The following is a 22,493-nucleotide window of genomic DNA, read 5'->3' as shown; positions in this document are numbered from 1 at the left end:
CGCTCAGAAGAACGCCCGCGCGGCCGCCTCGGCAAGCGCTTCGACCGGCTGCCCGACCAGCATGTAAAACAGCACGAACAGGCCGGAGAGGCCGAGCACGATCCGGAGCTCGCCGGTCATCGGCACAAAGCCGCCGGCCGGCTCGTCGAACCACATGATCTTGATGATGCGCAGGTAGTAGTAGGCGCCCACGACCGAGGCGAGCACGCCGATGATGGCGAGCGCGAGCAGGTTCGCCTGGATCGCGGCGAGGAAGACGTACCACTTGGCCCAGAAGCCGGCGAGCGGCGGGATGCCGGCCAGCGAGAACATCAGGATGGTCATGATGGTGGCCATCATAGGATTGGTCTGCGCCAGGCCCGACAGGTCCTCGATCTGCTCCACATTCCCGTCCTTGCGACGCATGGCGAGGATGAAGGCGAAGGTGCCGAGCGTCATCGCCAGATAAATCGCCATGTAGATGGCGACACCGCGTACGCCGACCTCGGTGTTGGCGGCGAGTCCGACCAGCGCGAAGCCCATGTGGCCGATCGACGAATAGGCCATCAGGCGCTTGATGTTCTTCTGGCCGATCGCCGCGAAGGCGCCGAGCAGCATCGAGGCGATGGAGATGAAGACGATGATCTGCTGCCAGTCGGCCGCCACCGGTTCGAACGGGCCGACCACGACGCGCACGACCAGCGCCATGGCCGCCATCTTCGGCGCGGCGGCGAAGAAGGCCGTCACCGGCGTCGGCGCGCCCTCGTAGACGTCCGGCGTCCACATGTGGAACGGCACGGCCGAGATCTTGAAGGCGAGGCCGGCGAGCACGAAGACCAGGCCGAAAACGAGGCCGAGCTGCCGCTCGCCCTGGCCGAGCGCCGCCGCGATCGCGTCGAAGCCGATGTTGCCGGTGTAGCCGTAGACGAGGCTGATGCCGTAGAGCAGCATGCCCGACGACAGGGCGCCGAGAACGAAGTATTTCAGGCCCGCCTCGGTCGCCTTGGTGCTGTCGCGGTTGATGGCGGCGACAACGTAGAGCGCCAGCGACTGCAGTTCGAGGCCGAGATAGAGCGTCAGCATGTTGTTGGCCGAGACCATCAGCAGCATGCCCAGCGTCGAGAGCAGGATCAGCACCGGATACTCGAACTTGTCGAACTTCTCCTCCTGCGCGAAGGAGACCGACATGGCCAGTGTCACGACCGAGCCGATCAGCGTCAGCACCTTCATGAAGCGCGCGAACGGATCGGAGATGTAGGCGCCGCCGAAGGCCTCGCCCTGCTCGCCGATCAGGACCATCCAGGCGCCCGCGCCGATCAGGATCGCCACCGCGAGGCCGGTCACCATCGTGTTGCCGCGCTCGCCGGAAAAGACGCCGATCATCAAAAGCACCATCGCGCCGACCGCGAGGATCAGCTCGGGGGCAATCGTGGACAGGTTCGAGATCATGTCAGGCGTCATGTCGTCGGGCCTTCGTCAATGTGCCGGCGCCGGGGCGGCGACAGGCTCGGCGGCGGCGGCCGCTTCGCGCGAGATCGTCAGATTGTTCACCAGCGCCTCGACGGAGGCGGTGGTCGGGTTCAGCAGCGCCGACGGATAGACACCGTAGAAGATGACCAGGATCACCAGCGGGTAGAGGATGATCTTCTCGCGCAGCGAGAGATCGAGCATCGCCTTCAGGTTTTCCTTGGTCAGCGCGCCGAACATGACGCGGCGATAGAGCCACAGCGCATATGCCGCCGACAGGATCACGCCGGTTGCCGCGAACAGGGCCACCCAGGTGTTCACCTTGAAGGCGCCAAGCAGCGTCAGGAACTCGCCGACGAAGCCGCTGGTGCCCGGCAGGCCGACATTGGCCATGGTGAAGATCAGGAACACCACCGCATATTTCGGCATGTTGTTGACCAGCCCGCCATAGGCGGCAATCTCACGGGTGTGCAGCCGGTCGTAGATGACGCCGACGCAGAGGAACAGCGCCCCCGACACCAGGCCGTGCGACAGCATCTGGAAGATCGCGCCCTGCACGCCTTCGACGTTCATCGCGAAGATGCCCATGGTCACGTAACCCATGTGGGCGACCGATGAGTAGGCGATCAGCTTCTTGATATCCTCCTGCATCAGCGCGACGAGCGAGGTGTAGATGATGGCCACCACCGAGAGCGTGAACACGAACGGCGCGAACCAGTCCGAGGCGAGCGGGAACATCGGCAGCGAGAAGCGCAGGAAACCATAGCCGCCCATCTTCAGCAGGATGCCGGCCAGGATGACCGAGCCCGCCGTCGGCGCCTCGACGTGGGCGTCGGGCAACCAGGTGTGCACCGGCCACATCGGCATCTTCACCGCGAAGGAGGCAAAGAAGGCGAGCCACAGCCATGTCTGCATGTTGGCCGGGAACTCATGCGTCAGGAGCTGGGTGATGTCGGTGGTCTGCGCCTGCCAGTACATCGCCATGATGGCCAGCAGCATCAGCACCGAGCCGAGCAGCGTGTAGAGGAAGAACTTGAACGAGGCGTAGACGCGCCGCTTGCCGCCCCACACGCCGATGATGATGAACATCGGGATCAGGCCGGCCTCGAAGAAGACGTAGAAGATCACCAGGTCCAGCGCGCAGAACACGCCGATCATCAGCGTCTCGAGCACGAGGAAGGCGATCATGTAGGCCTTGACGCGCTTCTGGATCGATTCCCACGACGCCAGGATGCAGAGCGGCATCAGGAAGGTGGTCAGGATCACGAACAGCATCGAGATACCGTCCACGCCCATGTGATAGGCGATGCCTGAGTTCAGCCACTCGACCTTCTCGACCATCTGGAAGCCGGGCGTCGCATTGTCGAAGCCGATCCAGATGCCGAGCGACAAAAGGAAGGTGAACACCGTCGTGAACAGAGTCACGGAGCGGATGTTGCGGCGTCCGGCCTCGTTGTCGTCGCCGATCCAGAGGATCAGGAACGCTCCGACAAGCGGCAGGAACGTGACCGTGGAGAGGATGGGCCAGTCGGTCATGGTCTAGAAACTGCTCCCGAGCATCATCCAGGTGACGAGCGCCGCGACGCCGATCAACATGGCGAAGGCGTAGTGATAGAGGTAGCCGGACTGTAGCTTGACGACACGATCGGTGACGTCGACCACGCGAGCCGACACGCCGTCCGGTCCGAAGCCGTCGATGACGTAGCCGTCGCCCTTCTTCCATAGGAAGTGGCCGAGGCGCTTGGCCGGGCGAACGAACAGGAAGTCGTAGAGCTCGTCGAAATACCACTTGTTGAGCAGGAACGCGTAGAGGCCGCGATGCTGCTCCGCCAGCGCCTTCGGCGTCTCCGGCGAACGGATGTAGAAATACCAGGCGGTGACAAGGCCGAGCAGCATCGCCACGAACGGCGCGAGCTTCACCCAGACCGGCACGGAGTGGAAGTCGTGCAGGATATGGTTGTCGGGCAGCGTGAACAGCGCCGACTTCCAGAAGTGCTCATAGCCCTCGCCGATGAAGAACTCGTGGAAGAGCACGCCGGCGAACAGCGCGCCGACCGCCAGGATGAACAGCGGCGCGAGCATGACCATCGGCGATTCGTGCACGTGGTGCATGACGTCGGCCGAAGCGCGCGGCTTGCCGTGGAAGGTCATGAAGATCAGCCGCCACGAATAGAAGGAGGTGAACATCGCGGCGATCACCAGCAGCGTGAACGCGATCGGCGCGATCACGTTGTGACCGACGAACGCGCCTTCGATGATGGCGTCCTTCGAGAAGAAGCCGGCGGTGCCGATGATCGTGCCGGGGATGCCGACGCCGGTCAGCGCGATCGTGCCGATCACCATCATCCAGTATGTGGTCGGAATGTGCTTCCTCAAGCCGCCCATCTTGCGCATGTCCTGCTCGTCGGAGACGGCGTGGATCACCGAGCCCGAGCCGAGGAACAGCAGCGCCTTGAAGAAGGCATGCGTGAACAGGTGGAAGATCGCGGCGGAATAGAAGCCGAGGCCGAGCGCCACGAACATGTAACCGAGCTGCGAGCAGGTCGAATAGGCGATGACGCGCTTGATGTCGTTCTGCACCAGGCCGACCGTGGCGGCGAAGATCGCGGTGATCGCGCCGACCAGGGTGACCACGATCAGCGCCGTATGCGACAGCTCGAACAGCGGCGACATGCGGGCGACAAGGAACACGCCGGCGGTCACCATCGTCGCAGCGTGGATCAGCGCCGACACGGGCGTCGGGCCTTCCATCGCGTCCGGCAGCCAGGTGTGCAGCGGCACCTGCGCCGATTTGCCCATGGCGCCCATGAACAGCAGCAGGCAGGTGACGGTCAGCGCGGCTGCCTTGTCGAGATGGTAGCCGAGGAAGGTCAGCACCGTCTCGCCATGCGCCGCAGCCGCCTCGGCGCCCGCAGCCGCCTCGCCGTGACCGGCCGCCGGAATGAAGGAGGCGGTATTGTTGAAGATCGTGTCGAAATTGACCGAACCGAACAGAATGTAGACGCCGAAGATGCCGAGGATGAAGCCGAAGTCGCCGACGCGATTGACGACAAAGGCCTTGATCGCGGCAGCGCTTGCAGACGGCTTCTTGTACCAGAAGCCGATGAGCAGGTACGACGCGAGGCCGACGCCTTCCCAGCCGAAGAACATCTGCACCAGGTTGTCCGACGTCACCAGCATCAGCATGGCGAAGGTGAACAGCGACAGATAGGCAAAGAAGCGCGGCCGATGCGGATCGTGGTGCATGTAGCCGATCGAGTAGATGTGCACGAGCGCGGAGACCGTCGTCACGACGATCAGCATCACCACCGTCAGCGTGTCGACGCGGAATGCCCAGTCCACGTCCATCGCGCCGACCTGGATGAAGGTGAGCACCGGCACGGTGAAGGCCTGGCCGTCGCCCAGGGCGACCGAGAAGAACGCGATCCACGACAGCGCGGCCGCGATCACGAGGAAGCCCGACGTTATGTATTCCGACGCCGCGGAGCCGATCGCGCGGCCGCCGAGGCCGGCGATCAGGAAGCCGATGAGCGGAAGGAAGACGATGGCGTGATACATGGCTTCCTCAGCCCTTCATCATGTTGACGTCTTCCACCGCGATCGAGCCGCGGTTGCGGAAGAAGACGACGAGAATGGCAAGCCCGATCGCGGCCTCCGCCGCCGCGACGGTGAGCACGAACAGCGCGAAGACCTGGCCGACGAGATCACCGAGCGCGGCCGAGAATGCGACGAAGTTGATGTTCACAGCGAGCAGGATGAGCTCGACCGACATCAGGATGACGATGACGTTCTTCCTGTTCAGAAAGATGCCGAACACGCCGAGCGTGAACAGGATCGCCGAGACGGTCAAAAAATGCGCGATACCGATTTCCATCAGATGCCCTTCCCCGTCTCGACCTTCTTCACCTCGATCGCGGTCGCCGGCGTGCGCGCGACCTGCGCGGCGATCGACTGGCGCCTGACGCCCGTCTTGTGGCGCAGGGTCAGCACGATGGCACCGACCATGGCGACCAGCAGCACGAGGCCCGCGATCTGGAAGTGGAAGAAATAGTCCGTGTAGAGAATGTCGCCGAGTGCCGCCGTGTTGCTGCGGGTTGCGAGGTCCGGCGTCGGCTGCGCCACCGTCGAGGCGAGCTGCGGCGCGAAGGTATAGCCGCCCACGACGACGATCAGCTCCGCCGCCAGGATCAGGCCGACCAGCGCGCCGATCGGCGCATATTGCAAAGCACCCTGCTTCAGTTCGGCGAAATCGACGTCGAGCATCATGACGACGAACAGGAACAGCACCGCCACCGCGCCGACATAGACGACGAGCAGGATCATGCCGAGGAATTCCGCGCCGGTGAGCAGGAACAGCGCCGCCGCGTTGAAGAAGGTCAGGATCAGATAGAGCACCGAGTGAACGGGGTTGCGGGCCGATATGACCATGAACCCCGCCGCGACCGCGACGAAGGCGAAGAGGTAGAAAAATACCGCTTCAAGTCCTGACAGCATGGGTTGCCCCCGGTTCGTACTGCGGCGTCCACGCGGGACGCTCATTCCGTTCTCTGGCGACTCCCGGATACCCCCGACCCGGAATTCGCGCGTTCCTTAGACGAGGCGTTGCGCCCCGTCCATCGCCCTCAGCGGTAAGGCGAATCCAGCTCGATGTTGCGCGCGATCTCGCGCTCCCACCGATCGCCGTTCGCGAGCAGCCGCTCCTTGTCGTAGTAGAGCTCCTCGCGCGTCTCGGTCGCGAATTCGAAATTCGGGCCCTCGACGATCGCATCCACCGGGCAGGCCTCCTGGCAGAAGCCGCAATAGATGCACTTCACCATGTCGATGTCGTAACGCACCGTGCGGCGGGTGCCGTCGTTACGGCGCGGACCGGCTTCGATGGTGATCGCCTGCGCCGGGCAGATCGCCTCGCACAGCTTGCAGGCAATGCAGCGCTCTTCGCCGTTCGGATAGCGGCGCAGCGCGTGCTCGCCGCGGAAGCGCGGCGACAGCGGCCCCTTTTCGTGCGGGTAGTTGATCGTCTCCTTGGCGCGGAAGAACTGGCGCATGGCAAGGAAGAACGCGCTGACGAAATCCTGCAGCAACAGCGACTTGGCGGCTTGGGCTAGCGCTGACATCTCTATTCTCCAAACACGTAGGGGCCGACGAACCAGCCCACGAGCGGCAGCAACACGAACTGGCTGGCAGCAGTGATCCTGAGCACCCGCTTGGTTTCATCCAGATCGACGCGACCGGCCAGCATCCGCAGGACGACGAAATCCGCCGCTGCGATGACGAGTCCAGCCAGGGCGCCGATGAGCGAACCGGACATCAGGGGGTCCCCGCGATCTGATAGCCGGCCATGGCTCCGAAAATCGCCCATACCGGTGCGACGACGCCGAAGTAGAACACGGGCGGGCTTACCCGTGAGAAAATCGTCTGCGCCACTTCCGTATTTCGCATAAATTCCGAACGCCGCAGGACAACCAGCATGAATGAACCAGCAGCCACAGCCACCAAACCTAGAACGACCGCGCCTACCAGCGCGCCCATCGGCTTCGAAAGCTCGGCGAAGAAGGATAAATCCATCACGCCAGCCCCGTGAACTTCAGGAACGCCGCCGTGGCGATGACCATGAACAGCGAGATCGGCAGGAACACCTTCCAGCCCAGCCGCATCAGCTGGTCGTAGCGGTAGCGCGGCACGATGGTCTTCACGATCGAGAAGAAGAAGAAGCCGAGCAGGACCTTCAGCACGAACCAGACGATGCCCGGCACCCAGGTGAAGGGCGCAAAGTCGAACGGCGGCAGCCATCCGCCGAGGAACATGATCGCGCCGAGGCAGCACAGGAGCACGATCGCGACATATTCCGACAGCATGAACAGCAGATACGGCGTCGACGAATATTCGACCATGTGGCCGGCGACGAGCTCCGATTCCGCCTCGACAAGGTCGAAGGGCGGCCGGTTCGTTTCCGCCAGCGCCGAGATGTAGAAGATCACGAACATCGGGAACAGGCCGAGCCAGTGCCAGTCGAGGAAGCTGTTCGGCAGGCCGAGATGGGTGCCGAGACCATCTTTCTGCGACAGGACGACGTCGGTCAGGTTGAGCGAGCCGACGCAGAGCAGGACGGCGACGATGACGAAGCCGATCGAAACCTCGTAGGACACCATCTGCGCCGCCGAGCGCAGTGCGCCCATGAACGGATATTTCGAGTTCGACGCCCAGCCGGCCATGATGACGCCGTAGACCTCGAGCGAGGAGATCGCAAAGATGAAGAGGATGCCGACATTGATGTTGGCGATCACCCAGCCCTCATCGAACGGGATCACGGCATAGGTCGCGAGCGCGAGCACGGTCGAGACGAGCGGAGCAAGGAGGAAGATCGCCTTGTTGGCGCCGTCCGGAATGACCGGCTCCTTGAAGACGAACTTCAGCAGGTCCGCGAAGGATTGCAGCAGTCCCCACGGACCGACGACGTTCGGGCCACGACGCAGCATGACCGCCGCCCAGATCTTGCGGTCGGCGTAGAGGATGAAGGCGATCGCGACCAGCAGGACGACGATCAGCACGACCGACTGGAGAAGGATCCAGAGCGCCGGGACGACGTAGATTGAGAAGAAGCTGTCCATCGTCCCTGCCCTATTCGGCCGCCTGGCGGAAACCGTTCTGCGCGAGAGCCGAGCATTCGGCCATCACGGCCGAGGCCCGCGCGATCGGGTTCGTCAGATAGAAGTCCTTGACCGCCGAGGCAAACGGCGCGCGGCCGGCTTCCCCACCTGCCTGCGCCAGGCGCGACAGGCCCTCCACCTCGGCAAGCGCGATCTGGTCGAGCCCGACGAAGTGGGGGAACTCCGCATGGAGCTTCGCGCGCAGCTGCGGCAGCGAATCGAACGGCAGCCGCTTGCCGAGCACGTCCGACAGAGCACGCAGGATGGCCCAGTCTTCCTTGGCCTCGCCCGGCGCGAAGCCGGCGCGATTTGCGACCTGCACGCGGCCTTCGGTGTTGACGTAGGTGCCCGACTTCTCGGTGTAGGCCGCACCCGGCAGGATGACGTCGGCGCGGTGCGCGCCCGCGTCGCCATGCGTGCCGATATAGACCGTGAAGGCGTTGCCGATGCGGTTCATGTCGATCTCGTCCGCGCCGAGCAGGAACAGCACGTCCATCGCGCCCATCATGCCGGCGACGTCCTTGCCGCCCTCGCCCGGCACGAGGCCGAGATCGAGGCCGCCGACTCGGGAAGCCGCCGTGTGCAGCACGCCGAAGCCGTTCCAATCCTCGCGCACGGCGTTGACCGAAGCGGCCAGCTTCGCTGCCAGCGACAGGACGGCAGCCCCGCCCTCGCCCGAAATAGCGCCTTGGCCGACCAGGATGATCGGGTTCTTCGCCTGCCGGAACGCGGTCATGAACTTGCCGCGACCCGTCGCGAGATCCTTCAGCGTCTCCGCACCGGCGCCGAGGCGCTCATAGTCATAGCGTGTGTCGCCGATGTCGCCGACCACGCCGATCGGGAAGTTGCCCATCCGCCAGCGCTTGCGGATGCGGGCATTGAGAACGGAGGCCTCGTAGCGCGGATTGGCGCCGACGATCAGCAGCGCGTCGGCCTGCTCGATGCCTTCGATGGTCGGATTGAACACATAGCTCGCGCGGCCGAAGGACGGATCGAGCGCCGCGCCGTCCTGACGGCAGTCGACATTCGGCGAGCCCAGCGAGGCCATCAGCAGCTTCAGCGCATACATTTCCTCGACTGCCGCGAGGTCACCGGCGATCGCGCCGATCTTCTCAGCCGAGGTCTTCGCCACCGCGTCGCGGATCGTCGCGAAGGCTTCCGGCCAGCTCGCCGGCGTCAGCCGGCCGCCCTTTCGGACATAGGGCCGGTCGAGGCGCTGCGTGCGCAGGCCATCCCAGATGAAGCGGGTCTTGTCGGAAATCCACTCCTCGTTCACCTCTTCGTTGATGCGCGGCATGATGCGCATCACCTCGCGGCCGCGCGTGTCGACGCGGATCGCCGAGCCGACCGCGTCCATCACGTCGATGGATTCGGTCTTGGAGAGCTCCCACGGACGGGCCTGGAAGGCATACGGCCGGGAGGTCAGCGCGCCGACCGGGCAGAGGTCGATGACATTGCCCTGCAGCTCGGAGGTCATCGCCTGCTCGAGATAGGTGGTGATCTCGGCGTCCTCGCCGCGGCCGATCAGGCCGAGTTCGGAGATTCCAGCCACTTCCGTCGTGAACCTCACGCACCGCGTGCAGTGGATGCAGCGGTTCATGATCGTCTTGACCAGCGGGCCGATATACTTGTCCTCAACCGCGCGCTTGTTCTCGTGATAGCGCGAGGAATCGACGCCGAAGGCCATTGCCTGGTCTTGCAGATCGCATTCGCCGCCCTGGTCGCAGATCGGGCAGTCGAGCGGATGGTTGATCAGCAGGAACTCCATCACGCCTTCGCGGGCCTTCTTGACCATCGGCGTGTTGGTGAACATCTCCGGCGCTTCACCATTCGGGCCCGGGCGCAGGTCGCGCACGCCCATGGCGCAGGACGCGGTCGGCTTCGGCGGGCCGCCCTTCACCTCGACCAGGCACATGCGACAGTTGCCCGCGATCGACAGGCGCTCGTGGAAGCAGAAGCGCGGCACTTCCGCGCCGGCCGCCTCCGCCGCCTGCAGCAGCGTGTAGTGGTCGGGTACCTCGATCTCTTTCCCGTCGACCTTGAGCTTTGCCATCACTTGCCCCCGGCAGCCTTCGCCGCTTCGTATGTTTCGAGGAGTTCGGTCACGAGGATGCCGTTGATCCGAAGCCCCGCGACGCAGGATTCCTCGATCGTGACGTCCTGCAGCTTGACGTTGTGAAACCGCGCGCCCGTCAGGTTCACATCGTCGAAGACCGACCCCGTCATGTCGAAATCGACCGCGTCGAGGCGGTCACGTCCGGCGGCAAGCCTCATGCCTTGCCTCCCTTGACCAGCGCCCTCGCCTGCCCGACCCAGTCGTCGCGGCCGATCCGGCCCTTGAAGCCGAGCTTGTCCTCGATCGAGGCGATCTCCGACGCCGTCAGCGCCGCGACCTGCGCATAGGTGCGGACGCCGAGCCCGTTAAGCACGGCTTCGAGCTTGGGGCCGATGCCGCCGATCGCCTTGAGATCGTCGGCCGACTTGGCACGCGCCTTTGCGACCGGCTTCACGACCGCCGGGGCCGGTGCCACGGCTTTGGCCGGCGGCGCTGCCCGATGCTTCGGCGCCTTCGCCACCTTTGCGGCGCGCTCGGCTTTCGAAACGAATTTCACCACCTTGTCGCCGGCATCCGTCGCGGCAGCCTTGGCGTCGGCCATGACGGCTTCCGCTGTCGCCTTGGCGCGCAGGCTGGCGGGCTTCGCGGCCGCATCGCGCTCGCCAGCATGGGCGATGTCATGGCCCGCCCGCATCGCACTCGAAACGGCGGTCAGCCAGAAGCCGAAGGCCTGCGTCGCCATGCCAAAGCCGAGCGCGGAGAGAGCCGCCGCGCCCGCGATCGGCTGCGCCATCAGGCGGGCCGCATTCTCGAACTCTCTCGGCATCATGTCGGAAACCTGCTGTTTCAGCTTGGCGACGTCGTCCGCATCGGGCAGACGACCGCCAGGGAGGGCGTCATTCGTCATCGATCGCTCCTTTCCTTCTGTCATCGATTGCCCCTTTCGCCCGGCACGCGGCCGGAAGCTCCTGTTCTATTCGGCCGCCATCAGCGGCTGCGTCTGATGCGCGTTGCGCGAGAATTCGTCGATGCGCCGCTCGATTTCCGGACGGAAATTGCGGATCAGGCCCTGGATCGGCCAGGCCGCGGCGTCGCCCAGTGCGCAGATCGTGTGCCCTTCCACCTGCTTGGTCACGTCGAGCAGCATGTCGATCTCGCGCTTCTGCGCCTGGCCAACGACGAGACGCTCCATCACGCGCCACATCCAGCCGGTGCCCTCGCGGCACGGCGTGCACTGGCCGCAGCTCTCGTGCTTGAAGAAGTAGGAGAGCCGAGCGATCGCCTTAACGATGTCGGTCGACTTGTCCATGATGATGACAGCCGCCGTCCCGAACGACGACTTCTTCTCGCGCATGCCATCGAAGTCCATGATCGCGTCGCCCATGTCTTCGCCACGGATAACCGGGCAGGACGCGCCGCCGGGAATGACCGCCAGTAGGTTGTCCCAGCCGCCGCGGATGCCGCCGCCGTGCTTTTCCACCAGCTCCCGGAAGGAAATGCCCATTTCTTCCTCGACGGTGCACGGCGTGTTGACGTGGCCGACGAGCATGAACAGCTTTGTCCCGACATTGTTCGGACGACCGATCGAGGAGAACCAGGCCGCGCCGCGGCGCAGGATGGTCGGCGCGACCGCGATCGACTCGACATTGTTCACCGTCGTCGGGCAGCCGTAGAGGCCCATATTGGCCGGGAACGGCGGCTTCAGGCGCGGCTGGCCCTTCTTGCCTTCGAGGCTCTCGAGCAGCGCCGTCTCCTCGCCGCAGATATAGGCGCCGGCGCCATGGTGGACGTAGACGTCGAAATCGTAGCCGTTCTTGTTGCCCTTGCCGATCAGCCCGGCCTCGTAGGCCTCGTCGATCGCTCGCTGCAGCGCTTCGCGCTCGCGAATGAACTCGCCGCGGACGTAGATGTAGGCCGCGATCGCGCCCATGGCGAAGCCGGCGATCAGGCAGCCTTCAACCAGCGTGTGCGGGTCGTTGCGCAGGATCTCGCGGTCCTTGCAGGTGCCCGGCTCGGATTCGTCGGCGTTGACGACCAGATAAGACGGACGGCCGTCGCTCACCTTCGGCATGAACGACCATTTGAGACCGGTCGGGAAGCCCGCGCCGCCGCGACCGCGCAGGCCGGACGCCTTCATCTCGTTGATGATCCAGTCGCGGCCCTTGTCGATGATGCCCTTCGTGCCGTCCCAGGCTCCGCGCGACATCGCTCCCTTCAGCGACTTGTCGAAGCGGCCGTAGATGTTGGTGAAAATGCGGTCCTTGTCCTGAAGCATGCTCTATCCCTCAGACCGGCTTCTTGCCGAAGACGCGGATGTATTCGGCGACACCGCCCTTGGCGAGCGCCTTGGCCTGCTTGACCCAATCGTCGCGCTCGATCCGCCCCTTGAAGTTCAGGTAGCCGTCGACCCATTCGCGCTCGGCCTTCTTCCACGAGGCGACCTGCGCGAAGGTGTAGATGCCGAGCGAATGCAGGATACCCTCGATCTTGGGCCCGACGCCCGAAATCAGCTTGAGGTCGTCGAGCGCAGACGGCTTTTCGATGCCGGCCGGCCGGTTCTTGTCGGTCAGCGAGGGCTTCGCCGACGATTTGGCGGACGCCTCGGGCGCCTTGTAGGCGGAAACGGGCTCGGCCTTCGCGGTCTTGCCGTTGCGCTGCTTGACGGTCTTCTCGACCGCCGGCTCGGCAAGGTTCGCGGCCTTGGCGGAAACCGCCGGCGCGACGCTCTTGGTCTGTTCGGCGGCCGGAGCCACCTTCACCTTCGACGGCGACTTGATTGCCGGGTTGGTTTCGGGCGCGTCCGTCTTCGGCTTGGCCGCATTCGACGGCGCGACGGTCTCGGCGGCAGGTGCGGCTGCCGCAGCCGCCTTCGCCTCGCGGTCGCGCGTCGACTTCAAAACGGCTTTCTCGTCCTTCAGCGTGGTGAAACCACCCTGCGGCGCCGAATAGAAGCGGTCGATCTGCGGACCGGGCTTCACGGTGTCGCCCTTGCCGGCCTCGAAGGCATCGATGATCTCCGCCAGCCGTTCCGGCGTCAGGTCCTCGTAGGTATCCTTGAAGATCATCACCATCGGCGCGTTCACGCAGGCGCCGAGGCATTCCACCTCTTCCCACGACAGCGTGCCGTCGGCATTGGTGTGGAACTGCTCGTGATGGATCTTGGAACGGCAGACGTCCATCAGCTCTTCGGAGCCGCGCAGCATGCAGGGCGTCGTGCCGCAGACCTGCACATGCGCCCGCGTGCCCACCGGCTTCAGCTGGAACTGGGTGTAGAACGTCGCGACCTCGAGCACGCGGATGTAGGGCATGCCCAGCTTGTCGGCGATGTGCTCGATCGCGGCCCGCGTGACCCAACCTTCCTGCTCCTGAGCAAGCATCAACAGCGGGATGACGGCCGACTGTTCACGGCCCTCGGGGTATTTTGCGATCCAGGTCTTTACTTCCGCGGCCTTCGCCTTGGAGAAGGCGAACGCGGCTGGCTGGAGAGCTGGCTCGGCGAGACGGCGGACGGACATTTCAGCGATCGACCTCACCAAACACGATATCGAGCGACCCCAGCACCGCCGTAACGTCGGCGAGCAGGTGACCGCGGCAGAGGAAATCCATCGCCTGCAGATGCGCGAAACCCGGTGCGCGCAACTTGCAGCGGTATGGCTTGTTCGTACCGTCGGAGACGAGATAGACGCCGAACTCGCCCTTCGGCGCTTCGACGGCGGCATAGACCTCGCCGGCGGGCACCCGGTAGCCTTCTGTGTAGAGCTTGAAGTGGTGGATCAGCGCTTCCATCGAGCGTTTCATCGCCTGGCGCTTCGGCGGCACGATCTTGCCGTCGGTGTTCGACACCGGCCCGACCTTTTCCTTGCCGAGCAGCAGGTCGACACACTGGCGCATGATCTTGGCCGACTGGCGCATTTCCTCCATGCGGATGAGATAGCGGTCGTAGCAGTCGCCGTTCTTGCCGATCGGGATGTCGAAATCCATCTCGGCATAGCACTCGTAGGGCTGCGACTTGCGCAGGTCCCAAGCGGCACCCGAACCGCGCACCATGACGCCGGAAAAGCCCCAAGCCCAGGCGTCTTCCAGCGACACGATGCCGATGTCGGCATTGCGCTGCTTGAAGATGCGGTTGGGCGTGAGCAGCGCATCGAGTTCGTCAATCGATTTCAGAAACGGATCGATCCACTTGCCAATGTCCTCGACCAGCTTCTCGGGCAGGTCCTGATGCACGCCGCCCGGCCGGAAATAGGCCGCGTGCATGCGCGAGCCGGAGGCGCGCTCGTAGAACACCATCAGCTTCTCGCGCTCGACGAAGCCCCACAGCGGCGGGGTCAGCGCGCCGACGTCCATGGCCTGAGTCGTCACATTGAGGATGTGCGACATGATCCGGCCGATCTCGGAATAGAGAACGCGGATGATCTGGCCGCGCTTCGGCACCTCGATGCCGAGCAGGCGCTCTGTGGCGAGCGCGAAGGCGTGCTCCTGGTTCATCGGCGCGCAGTAGTCGAGCCGGTCGAGATAGGGCACAGCCTGTAGATACGTCTTCGCCTCGATCAGCTTCTCGGTGCCGCGGTGCAGGAGGCCGATATGCGGATCGACGCGGTCGACCACCTCGCCGTCGAGCTCGAGCACGAGGCGCAGCACGCCGTGCGCGGCCGGATGCTGCGGACCGAAGTTGATGTTGAAGTTGCGGACGTTTGTCTCAGCCATGGCAGGCTTCGCCGTGAATGGTGAATGGTGAATGGTGAATGGTCATTGTCACGGAGCGCGTTCCAGAGACCGAACGAACTGGACGAGCCGCTTTCCGAGCCGCTGAGTATGAGTCAGAAAATCCTTTTCCTGCTCCGCCGAAAGCAAGCCCACGCGCATAGCCAGCGACGCCTGCGTCTCCAGTTCCTTCAACGATCCCTGAGATATCCTCAGAAACTGCACGAAGCTCTTCCGCTGCGCTCGACCAAAGCCTTCCGCAATGTTGGACGGAATGGAGATTGCCGCCCGGCGCATTTGAGACGTCATGGCGAATGCCTCTTCCCGCGGAAAGCTCCGCGTGAACGAATAGACCAATTCGGCGATATCCATCGCCTCTTTCCAAACGATCAGATCGCGGTAGTCCCGAATCTGATCGCGTTGTTCGTCCATTCACCATTCACCATTCACCATTCACTGCTTCGCTTTTTCGTCGCCGGGCAGGACATAGTCGGTCCCTTCCCACGGCGACAGGAAGTCGAAGTTGCGGAATTCCTGCTTGAGTTCGACCGGCTCGTAGACGACGCGCTTCACCTCATCGTCGTAGCGGACCTCGACGAAGCCGGTGAGCGGGAAATCCTTGCGCAGCGGGTGTCCCTCGAAACCGTAGTCGGTGAGCAGACGGCGCAGGTCCGGATGGCCGGTGAACAGGACGCCATAGAGATCGTAGGTCTCGCGCTCGTACCAGTCGGCGCCGGGGTAGACGGCGGTGGCGGATGGCACCAGCGTCTCCTCGTCGGCCTCGACCTTGACGCGGATGCGCTGGTTCTGGCGCGGCGACAGCAGATGGTAGACGACATCGAAACGACGCTGGCGCGAGGGATAGTCGGCGCCGCAGACGTCGATGATTGAGATGAACTGGCACTGCACATCGCGCTTAAGGAAATTGAGCACATCGATAAGGTCGTCGGGCGCGACGGTGACCGTCAGCTCGCCATACGCCACGACAGCCTTTTCGATGTCGTCGCCGAGCTTTTCCTTCAGATAGGCCGCGAGGTCGTTCAGCGCTTCGCTCATCTGTCCGTTTCCAGTTCACCGGACACCGCGCGTGTCCGGCCGTTGTCGACGCCGGCCGCCAATCGGCCGGCATCGGTCCTCATCTTTCGATCGTGCCCGTGCGGCGGATCTTCTTCTGCAGGAGAAGGATGCCGTAGAGCAACGCCTCCGCGGTCGGCGGGCAGCCCGGAATGTAGATGTCTACCGGCACCACGCGATCGCAGCCGCGCACCACCGAATAGGAATAATGATAGTAGCCGCCGCCGTTGGCGCAGGAGCCCATCGAGATGACGTAGCGCGGTTCCGGCATCTGGTCGTAGACCTTGCGCAGCGCCGGCGCCATCTTGTTGGTCAGCGTGCCCGCCACGATCATGATGTCGGACTGGCGCGGAGACGCGCGCGGCGCCACGCCGAAGCGCTCGCTGTCGTAGCGCGGCATGGAGGTGTGGATCATCTCCACCGCGCAGCAGGCCAGACCGAAGGTCATGAACATCAGCGAGCCGGTGCGGGCCCAGGTGATCAGCGCCTCGGACGAGGTGACGAGGAAACCCTTGTCGGCCAGCTCGTCGTTGATCTCGGTGAAGAAGCGATCGTCATGGCCTATGGGCTTGCCGGTGGCCGGATCAAGGATCCCTTTCGGCTTCGGCGCGACGAGCGTTCCGGTCGAATCGTTCAATCCCATTCGAGCGCTCCCTTCTTCCATTCGTAGATGAAGCCGATCGTCAGCACGCCGAGGAAGACCATCATCGACCAGAAGCCGAGCATGCCGATCTCACCGAACGATACGGCCCAGGGGAACAGGAACGCCACTTCGAGGTCGAAGATGATGAACAGGATCGACACCAGATAGAAGCGGACGTCGAACTTCATGCGCGCGTCGTCGAAAGCGTTGAAGCCGCACTCATAGGCCGAGAGCTTCTCGGGGTCCGGGTTGCGGTAGGCCACCAGGAACGGCGCAACGATCAGCGCCACGCCGATCAGGAGCGCGACGCCCATGAAGATGACGATCGGCAGATAGGAACTCAGGAGTGCATCCATGACGTGCCTTGTGGGTCTTTCTGATACGGCAGACCCTAGCATGGTTTCAGGTCGTTCGTACGCGACAGATTGGCCGCCCGCGCGACCAGCTCCAACGCTTGCTGCAATGCGGCGAGGGTTATCCCAGCGGCGGATGCGGTGCAAGCCAAACATTGGCCCCAATCGCCCGGATTCCTCCTTTCAGCGTCAATGGATTGTGCGCGATTTTGTCACTGTCTCGTGATCGCGCTGGCGCTTCCAGCGACGGAGACGGCCACCGGAACGCAACACGGCATTCGCAGCTGCGAAAAGATGCCCCGGGAGCACCGCAACGCCCTGCATGAGAACTGGAATCACGAGAAGAAAAAATGGCGCGAGTGACGGGGCTCGAACCCGCGACCTCCGGCGTGACAGGCCGGCACTCTAACCGACTGAGCTACACCCGCGCTTGCGACATGGAGCCGTGGGCGCCGCGTCGATGGCGCGGAATTAAGGGGTTCGTTCCGGGCTGTCAAGCTGCCCCGCACCGGTTTTGCCGGCTCTTTCGCATGCCCATGCGAAAGGCCGCGGAAAAGGCCGATTGCGAGGCCATCCGGCCGCTTTTTCCTTGCGCCCAAAAGGCCGACCGCCTAAATCCGCGCGTCAGGGGCGATTAGCTCAGTTGGTAGAGCGCTTCGTTTACACCGAAGATGTCGGCGGTTCGAGCCCGTCATCGCCCACCATTTCCCCTTCCCTGCCAACGAAATCGCGACAGCGCGCCGGATACCGGGCGGCCAATCGTTCGCATGAACCCGTTATTGAGGTTTTTCAGCGATCTTCACCCGACCAATGGGTTGGGGCACTCATGATCTTCGATCGCTTTCTCGCATCCGAGCGCGGCAATTTCGGCATGATGTTCGCGCTTGTCGCGCCGGTTTTCCTTGGCGCCATAGGACTTGCAGTCGATATCACCACGCTGGCCAGCGCGCGCTCGCACATGCAGTCGGCGCTTGACGCGGCCGTGCTTGCCGCATCCCGGCTGGACGACACGGCCGAGGCGCGGGACGAACTGTTCCAGGCTTTCCTCGCGGCCAATCTCGCCAATATGAACAGCATCGAAAACGCCGACGGGGATCTGAATATCGACAAGGGCCTCAACTACATCCGCACGGATGCGACGCTGACGGCCGACGTCAAGCTGATGCTGCTGCGCGGCCCCGTCCAGCGCCTTTCCGTCAACGCCTCCGCATATGAGTCGACCAACGAGCTCGAAGTAGCGCTGGTCCTCGACAATACCGGCTCGATGGGAGCCACGAACATGGCGGCCCTGCGCTCCGCCGCCACTGATCTCGTCAACATCCTGGAGAATGCGAGCTCCTCGAATCGCAAGGTCCGGGCGGCCCTCGTCCCCTTCGTCGCCCAGGTCAACGTGAAGGGCGAAGGCTACGACGCGGGCTGGATCGACACCGATGGAAAGGCTCCGTACAACGGCGCCAACTTCGACAAGAACGGCAACAAGAACTACAACCACCTCGACCTGTTCAAGCACCTGAATGTGGAGTGGAAGGGCTGTGTCGAGGCGAGGCCGGCGCCCTATAATCTCGACGACACCGCGCCCGACCCCAAGACGCCCGCGACGCTTTTCGTGCCGTCCTTCGCGCCGGACAATCCGGGCGCCGCGGCCAAGTCGCCGAACTCGTCGAGCGCCTGGAACAACTCCTACCTGGCCGACAGCTTCACCTCCTCCGACAAGTCGAAGGTGAAGGATGTCGCCCGCTATCTTTCCTCCGCGACCGCCCGCTATATCGAGGACAAGCCACCGCGCAGCACCGGACCCAATTATGCCTGCGCCACGCCGATCACCCCGCTGACCGATGATTTCACCAAACTCAAGACCTCCATAAGCGCCATGACCTACTGGGAAGGCGGGGGTACGAACGTGTCGGAGGGCCTGGCCTGGGGCATGCGCGTGCTCTCTCCCGGCGAGCCCTACACGCAGGGAAAGCCCTTCAAGCAGGAAAGCGTGTCGAAGGTCGTCGTGGTGTTCACCGACGGCGAGAACACGGTGTTCGGCGCGAGCAGCCAGAGCTTCAACACGTCGGACTATGGCGCCTACAGCTTCCTCGATTCCGGCCGGTTCGGCACCACCAACCGCTCGACGGCGCTGACCAACGTCAACACCTGGACCTCGTCGATGTGCACCGCGCTGAAGAACCAGGACGTGCAGATCTTCACCGTGCTTCTGGGCGCCGACACCGCCGCCAACCGCACGCTCTACTCCGCCTGCGCATCCAGCCCGTCAAATTACTACCCGACCAGCAATGTCAGCCAGCTCAAGGTCGCATTCCAGAAGATCGGCAACGCCATCGCCCAACTGTCGCTGACGCAGTAAACGGGCGTCAGCAGCATGGCTCCCGATCACGATTGACGAGGACCTCCCGGAGGGCGCAGATGTCGCCCGGGGCGTCATCAATTTCGGCTCGGGGGTCATCCATGCGCAGACTTTCATTTCATCTGCTGGCAACATCGCTGCTCGTCTTCAGCGCACAGAGCGCTTTCGCGGACAGCTGCTACGATCTCTGGTACGAGCGCAACGCGATCTATGACGACAACGGCTATTGCTTCAAGACGGCGCTCGGCAAGCGTGTGTTCGACAACAGCGACTGCTACACCAGCGATCCGAGCTTCACGAAGGCCGAACAGCGGCGGATCGACCAGATTCGGCGGCAGGAAAAGCGTCTCGGCTGCAAGGTGAACTGAGGTCCGCGCGACCTCTACTTGCGGATCGCCTGCCAACGGCTTTCGACCAGGTGATGCGCCTCGGCGAGTTGGGTCGGTGTCATGGCAGCGCCGACGCGGTCGCGCAGTGTGGCCGCTTCGGAAAGCCCTGCCGCGGCTGCGAGGTTGAGCCACATATATCCGACCACGTAGTCCTGCGGCACGCCGCGGCCGCGAATGTGGAGAAGGCCGAGATTGGCCATCGCAGCCGGCAGACCCAGTCCGGCGGCCTTTTCGAACCACGCCGCCGCCCGGGACGCACCGCCTGGCCGCGTCTCGTCCGACGCCTCGACATAGCCGAGCAGGAACATTGCGAGCGGATCGCCGTTCCCGGCCGCGGCGGCGAAATCCTCGCTGCGCGCTTTCGTCATGTCGAGCGGCTGGAGGCGCGGATCGTAGAGCAGTCCACTATCCGATACGGCGTCGGTAGCGCTGTCGCCGCCAGTACGCCCGGCCTGCGCATAGAGCTCCCTTGCCTTCGCCTCGTCGCGGTCGATGCCGAAACCGTTCTCGTACATGACACCGAGATTGTACATCGCCTGCGACTGGCCCTGCGTCGCGGCCTTGCGGAAGAGCTCGACGGCTCTCTCATAATCCTGCGGCATCCCCTCCCCGCGGGCGAGCATCAAGCCAAGATTGTTTTGGGCACGCGCGTCGCCGGCATCGGTAGCCTCGCCAAAGAGCCGTGCTGCCCGCGCCAGATCCTTCGACACGCCTGCGCCTTGCTGATAGGCGAGGCCGAGGCTGGTTTTCGCGGCCGCGTGACCTTGCGCGGCAGCCGCTTCGAACCAGCGCGCGGCCTCCTGCCTGTCCTGCGCCCCCATGCCCGCATCGTCGAGAAGGATACCGAGATCGTATTGATGGACCGGATCGCCCTTCTCCGCCGCGCGCCTCATCCAGCGCATTGCGGCTCCGGCGTCCCGCTCCACGCCAAGGCCCTGCGCATAAAGACGCCCGAGCAGGTTCTGGGCCCGGGCGTCGTCCTTCTCGGCGGCTTTCTCGATCCAGCGGGCCGCCGCGGTAAAGTCCTGCGGCAACCCGATCCCGTCGAGATGGGTCTTGCCGAGGAGATATTCGGCGGAGGCATCGCCGTCTTTCGCGAGCGGTTCGAGGATACGCACCGCCGCAACGATCTCGCCGGCGTCGAGGAGGGCCGACGCGCGCTCGACCGTTTCCGCGCGGGCGGGAAGTGCCATCACCAGGGCAAGCAGGAGCGCTGCCGCCGTGGACGGCCCTGCCGGCCTCAGCCGCCGTCGCGCGCCTTGGCGGTCCATTCCCTTGCCTTCTTTTGCGCATCCGCGATCTGCTCGCGCGTCATCAGCTTCGACAGGTTGTCGCGCAGCTTGACGGCGTCCTCATTGCCGTCTGTCGCGGCGATGTTGGCCCACTGGTGCGCGGCGACATAGTCCTGATCGACCCCCTCGCCGGCCGCATATTTCCTGGCGAGGGCCAGTTGCGCCAGTCCGTCTCCGGCGCCGGCTGCCTCGAGATAGAGCGCGACCGCTCGTGCGTCGGCGGCGGCGTCATGGGTCTCCGAGTCGATGAGTTCAGCCAGCCTCGATTGCGCCGCGGCCGAGCCTTCGCCTGCCTTGGCCTCCAGCCATGAACGTGCCGCCGCATCCCCACCCTTCGCCGCCAGCGCGACCCAGAGCGCGGCGTCCGCATCCTGGAGTCCGGCCCGCCCGTCGGCGATCAGCACGACCAGCGCGGAGAGCGCGTTACGGTCGCCGCCGAGCGCGCCCTTGCGGTACCATTCTGCCGCCTTCTCATCGCTCTGCTCCACGCCGCGGCCCGCTTGGTAAAGCACGCCGAGAGCGGCTGCGGATCGCGCCAGCCCCTTTTCGGCTGCCTTGCCGTAGGCCTCCGCCGCGCGCTGGTCGTCCTGCGGAACGCCCTTTCCGGAATAGTACATGTAGCCGAGATTGCTCAGCGCGCCCGCATCGCCGGCATCCGCCGCCTTCCTGGTCCAGTCATAGGCGAGCGCGTAGTCAGGCTTGCCGTCGATGCCGGCGAGGTAGATCCCGCCGAGGTCGCGCTGTGCCGCCGGCATGCCCTGGTCCGCGGCCTTGCGATACCATTCGAGCGCCTTCGCCTCATCCTTCTCGATGCCGGTGCCTGCCATCAGGTTGCTCGCCAGCGTGTACTGGGCGCTGGCGAGCCCGTTCTCCGCGGCGAGTTCGAACCATTTGCGCGCCTCCTTCGGGTCTTTCGTGGCGCCCTCGCCGGTCGCGTAGATCGAGCCGAGCTTGAACTGGGCCTCGGCGCTGCCCGCGCGAGCGGCCGACATGATCCATGTCAGCCCCGCGACCTCGTTCTTCTCGATACCCGCGCCGGCGAGATACATCTGGCCGACATAGAGCTGAGCCAGCGCATTGCCCTTTTCCGCTGCGAGCTTGAACAGCCGCGCTGCTTCGGTCTCGCTGCGCTCGACGCCGGTTCCCTGGACATGAAAGACGCCGAGCTGCAGCAGCGCCGACGTTTCGCCCTGATCGGCGGCCTTGCGGAACCAGCCGGCCGCCGCCTTCAGGTCCTTTTCGGTGCCCTGCCCCAGCGCGGTCATGTAGCCCAGCCGATACTGGGCAAACGCATCGCCGGCCTCGGCGAGCACGCGCACGATACCTATCGCCTTGGCGTAGTCGCCAGCCCTGTAAGCTGCCTCCGACTCCGCCATGGTCGGCGCGGCCTCGGATACGGCAGCCTGCTGCGCCAGCGTCGGGTGCGGCAGCGCGACGGCTGCCAGGACGAGCAATACGACGCCAGCGGCGCTTCGGGCGGACTTCATTCGATTCCTCTCAAGCCGGGCGGCGGCCCGCCTTACGGGCTATTCCGCT

The 22,493-nt window shown here is 64.4% G+C and carries 23 protein-coding genes and 2 tRNA genes; 3 read left to right on the top strand and 22 right to left on the bottom strand.

Translation table 11 applies throughout. The features are described 5' to 3' along the window. Positions 1-3: 3 nt before the first annotated feature. The 20 genes from nuoN to B9Z03_RS17295 form a co-directional block, all read right to left on the bottom strand. A complete protein-coding gene (gene nuoN / locus B9Z03_RS17390; protein WP_085465365.1) occupies positions 4-1,440 on the bottom strand; it encodes an NADH-quinone oxidoreductase subunit NuoN in 1,437 nt (478 codons plus the stop codon). 15 nt (positions 1,441-1,455) lie between these two features. Continuing rightward, the gene (locus tag B9Z03_RS17385; protein WP_085465364.1) at positions 1,456-2,982 is read right to left on the bottom strand and encodes an NADH-quinone oxidoreductase subunit M; all 1,527 of its coding nucleotides are present in this window, start codon (positions 2,980-2,982) and stop codon (positions 1,456-1,458) included. 3 nt (positions 2,983-2,985) lie between these two features. Then, positions 2,986-5,004 (bottom strand): NADH-quinone oxidoreductase subunit L, encoded by a 2,019-nt coding sequence (gene nuoL, locus B9Z03_RS17380; protein WP_085465363.1) that lies wholly within the window; start codon positions 5,002-5,004, stop codon positions 2,986-2,988. Positions 5,005-5,011: 7 nt separating this feature from the next. Further along, a complete protein-coding gene (gene nuoK / locus B9Z03_RS17375; RefSeq protein ID WP_085465362.1) occupies positions 5,012-5,320 on the bottom strand; it encodes an NADH-quinone oxidoreductase subunit NuoK in 309 nt (102 codons plus the stop codon). After that, positions 5,320-5,940, bottom strand: coding sequence for an NADH-quinone oxidoreductase subunit J (locus tag B9Z03_RS17370; RefSeq protein WP_085465361.1), 621 nt, complete (start codon positions 5,938-5,940; stop codon positions 5,320-5,322). Before B9Z03_RS17370 ends, nuoK begins: the two co-directional genes overlap by 1 nt. 128 nt (positions 5,941-6,068) lie before the next feature. Further along, complete coding sequence (nuoI, locus tag B9Z03_RS17365) at positions 6,069-6,560, bottom strand: NADH-quinone oxidoreductase subunit NuoI (RefSeq protein ID WP_085465360.1); 492 nt, start codon at positions 6,558-6,560, stop codon at positions 6,069-6,071. A gap of 2 nt (positions 6,561-6,562) precedes the next feature. Then, on the bottom strand, positions 6,563-6,754 hold the full coding sequence (locus tag B9Z03_RS17360) for a hypothetical protein (protein ID WP_085465359.1): 192 nt from the start codon (positions 6,752-6,754) through the stop codon (positions 6,563-6,565). Beyond that, entirely contained in the window at positions 6,754-7,011 is a 258-nt protein-coding gene (locus tag B9Z03_RS17355) for a hypothetical protein (RefSeq protein ID WP_085465358.1), read from the bottom strand. The genes B9Z03_RS17360 and B9Z03_RS17355 overlap by 1 nt, the downstream gene beginning before the upstream one ends. Further along, positions 7,011-8,054: an NADH-quinone oxidoreductase subunit NuoH gene (gene nuoH / locus B9Z03_RS17350; protein ID WP_085465357.1), complete on the bottom strand. Its 1,044-nt coding sequence runs from the start codon at positions 8,052-8,054 to the stop codon at positions 7,011-7,013. Before nuoH ends, B9Z03_RS17355 begins: the two co-directional genes overlap by 1 nt. A 10-nt stretch (positions 8,055-8,064) precedes the next feature. Further along, a complete protein-coding gene (gene nuoG / locus B9Z03_RS17345; RefSeq protein ID WP_085465356.1) occupies positions 8,065-10,146 on the bottom strand; it encodes an NADH-quinone oxidoreductase subunit NuoG in 2,082 nt (693 codons plus the stop codon). Continuing rightward, positions 10,146-10,367 carry a pentapeptide repeat-containing protein gene (locus B9Z03_RS17340; protein WP_085465355.1) on the bottom strand — a complete coding sequence of 74 codons (222 nt, stop codon included), beginning with the start codon at positions 10,365-10,367 and terminating at the stop codon, positions 10,146-10,148. The genes nuoG and B9Z03_RS17340 overlap by 1 nt, the downstream gene beginning before the upstream one ends. Beyond that, the gene (locus B9Z03_RS17335) at positions 10,364-11,056 is read right to left on the bottom strand and encodes a hypothetical protein (RefSeq protein ID WP_085465354.1); all 693 of its coding nucleotides are present in this window, start codon (positions 11,054-11,056) and stop codon (positions 10,364-10,366) included. Before B9Z03_RS17335 ends, B9Z03_RS17340 begins: the two co-directional genes overlap by 4 nt. 66 nt (positions 11,057-11,122) lie before the next feature. Next, positions 11,123-12,424 carry an NADH-quinone oxidoreductase subunit NuoF gene (nuoF, locus tag B9Z03_RS17330; protein ID WP_085465353.1) on the bottom strand — a complete coding sequence of 434 codons (1,302 nt, stop codon included), beginning with the start codon at positions 12,422-12,424 and terminating at the stop codon, positions 11,123-11,125. 10 nt (positions 12,425-12,434) lie between these two features. Then, complete coding sequence (locus B9Z03_RS17325) at positions 12,435-13,664, bottom strand: NADH-quinone oxidoreductase subunit E (RefSeq protein WP_085465352.1); 1,230 nt, start codon at positions 13,662-13,664, stop codon at positions 12,435-12,437. A 1-nt stretch (position 13,665) separates the two neighbouring features. Continuing rightward, positions 13,666-14,856 (bottom strand): NADH-quinone oxidoreductase subunit D, encoded by a 1,191-nt coding sequence (locus B9Z03_RS17320; protein ID WP_085465351.1) that lies wholly within the window; start codon positions 14,854-14,856, stop codon positions 13,666-13,668. 48 nt (positions 14,857-14,904) lie between these two features. Continuing rightward, a complete protein-coding gene (locus B9Z03_RS17315) occupies positions 14,905-15,285 on the bottom strand; it encodes a four helix bundle protein (protein WP_085465350.1) in 381 nt (126 codons plus the stop codon). A gap of 21 nt (positions 15,286-15,306) precedes the next feature. Then, complete coding sequence (locus B9Z03_RS17310) at positions 15,307-15,909, bottom strand: NADH-quinone oxidoreductase subunit C (RefSeq protein WP_085465349.1); 603 nt, start codon at positions 15,907-15,909, stop codon at positions 15,307-15,309. Between the two features lie 79 nt (positions 15,910-15,988). Beyond that, on the bottom strand, positions 15,989-16,570 hold the full coding sequence (locus B9Z03_RS17305; protein ID WP_085465348.1) for a NuoB/complex I 20 kDa subunit family protein: 582 nt from the start codon (positions 16,568-16,570) through the stop codon (positions 15,989-15,991). After that, a complete protein-coding gene (locus B9Z03_RS17300; RefSeq protein ID WP_085465347.1) occupies positions 16,561-16,926 on the bottom strand; it encodes an NADH-quinone oxidoreductase subunit A in 366 nt (121 codons plus the stop codon). The genes B9Z03_RS17305 and B9Z03_RS17300 overlap by 10 nt, the downstream gene beginning before the upstream one ends. Positions 16,927-17,274: 348 nt before the next feature. Next, a tRNA-Asp gene (locus tag B9Z03_RS17295) sits at positions 17,275-17,351 on the bottom strand. A gap of 200 nt (positions 17,352-17,551) precedes the next feature. On the opposite strand from B9Z03_RS17295, the gene B9Z03_RS17290 reads away from it, so the two are divergent. From B9Z03_RS17290 to B9Z03_RS17280, 3 genes are all read left to right on the top strand, one after another. Next, positions 17,552-17,627 (top strand) — tRNA-Val (locus B9Z03_RS17290). 122 nt (positions 17,628-17,749) lie between these two features. Next, positions 17,750-19,276 carry a pilus assembly protein gene (locus B9Z03_RS17285; protein WP_085465346.1) on the top strand — a complete coding sequence of 509 codons (1,527 nt, stop codon included), beginning with the start codon at positions 17,750-17,752 and terminating at the stop codon, positions 19,274-19,276. 101 nt (positions 19,277-19,377) lie between these two features. Next, the gene (locus tag B9Z03_RS17280) at positions 19,378-19,644 is read left to right on the top strand and encodes a YARHG domain-containing protein (protein ID WP_176247549.1); all 267 of its coding nucleotides are present in this window, start codon (positions 19,378-19,380) and stop codon (positions 19,642-19,644) included. 14 nt (positions 19,645-19,658) lie between these two features. On the opposite strand, the gene B9Z03_RS17275 is transcribed toward B9Z03_RS17280, so the two are convergent. Next, entirely contained in the window at positions 19,659-20,936 is a 1,278-nt protein-coding gene (locus B9Z03_RS17275) for a tetratricopeptide repeat protein (protein WP_085465344.1), read from the bottom strand. After that, a complete protein-coding gene (locus tag B9Z03_RS17270; RefSeq protein ID WP_085465343.1) occupies positions 20,906-22,444 on the bottom strand; it encodes a tetratricopeptide repeat protein in 1,539 nt (512 codons plus the stop codon). Before B9Z03_RS17270 ends, B9Z03_RS17275 begins: the two co-directional genes overlap by 31 nt. Between the last annotated feature and the right edge of the window lie 49 nt (positions 22,445-22,493).

Origin of the sequence: Mesorhizobium australicum, from assembly GCF_900177325.1 — a bacterium.
GTDB classification, from domain to species: domain Bacteria; phylum Pseudomonadota; class Alphaproteobacteria; order Rhizobiales; family Rhizobiaceae; genus Mesorhizobium_A; species Mesorhizobium_A australicum_A.
Note: the sequence above shows the minus strand (reverse complement) of the source record. Positions and strands in the feature narration are given on the sequence as shown.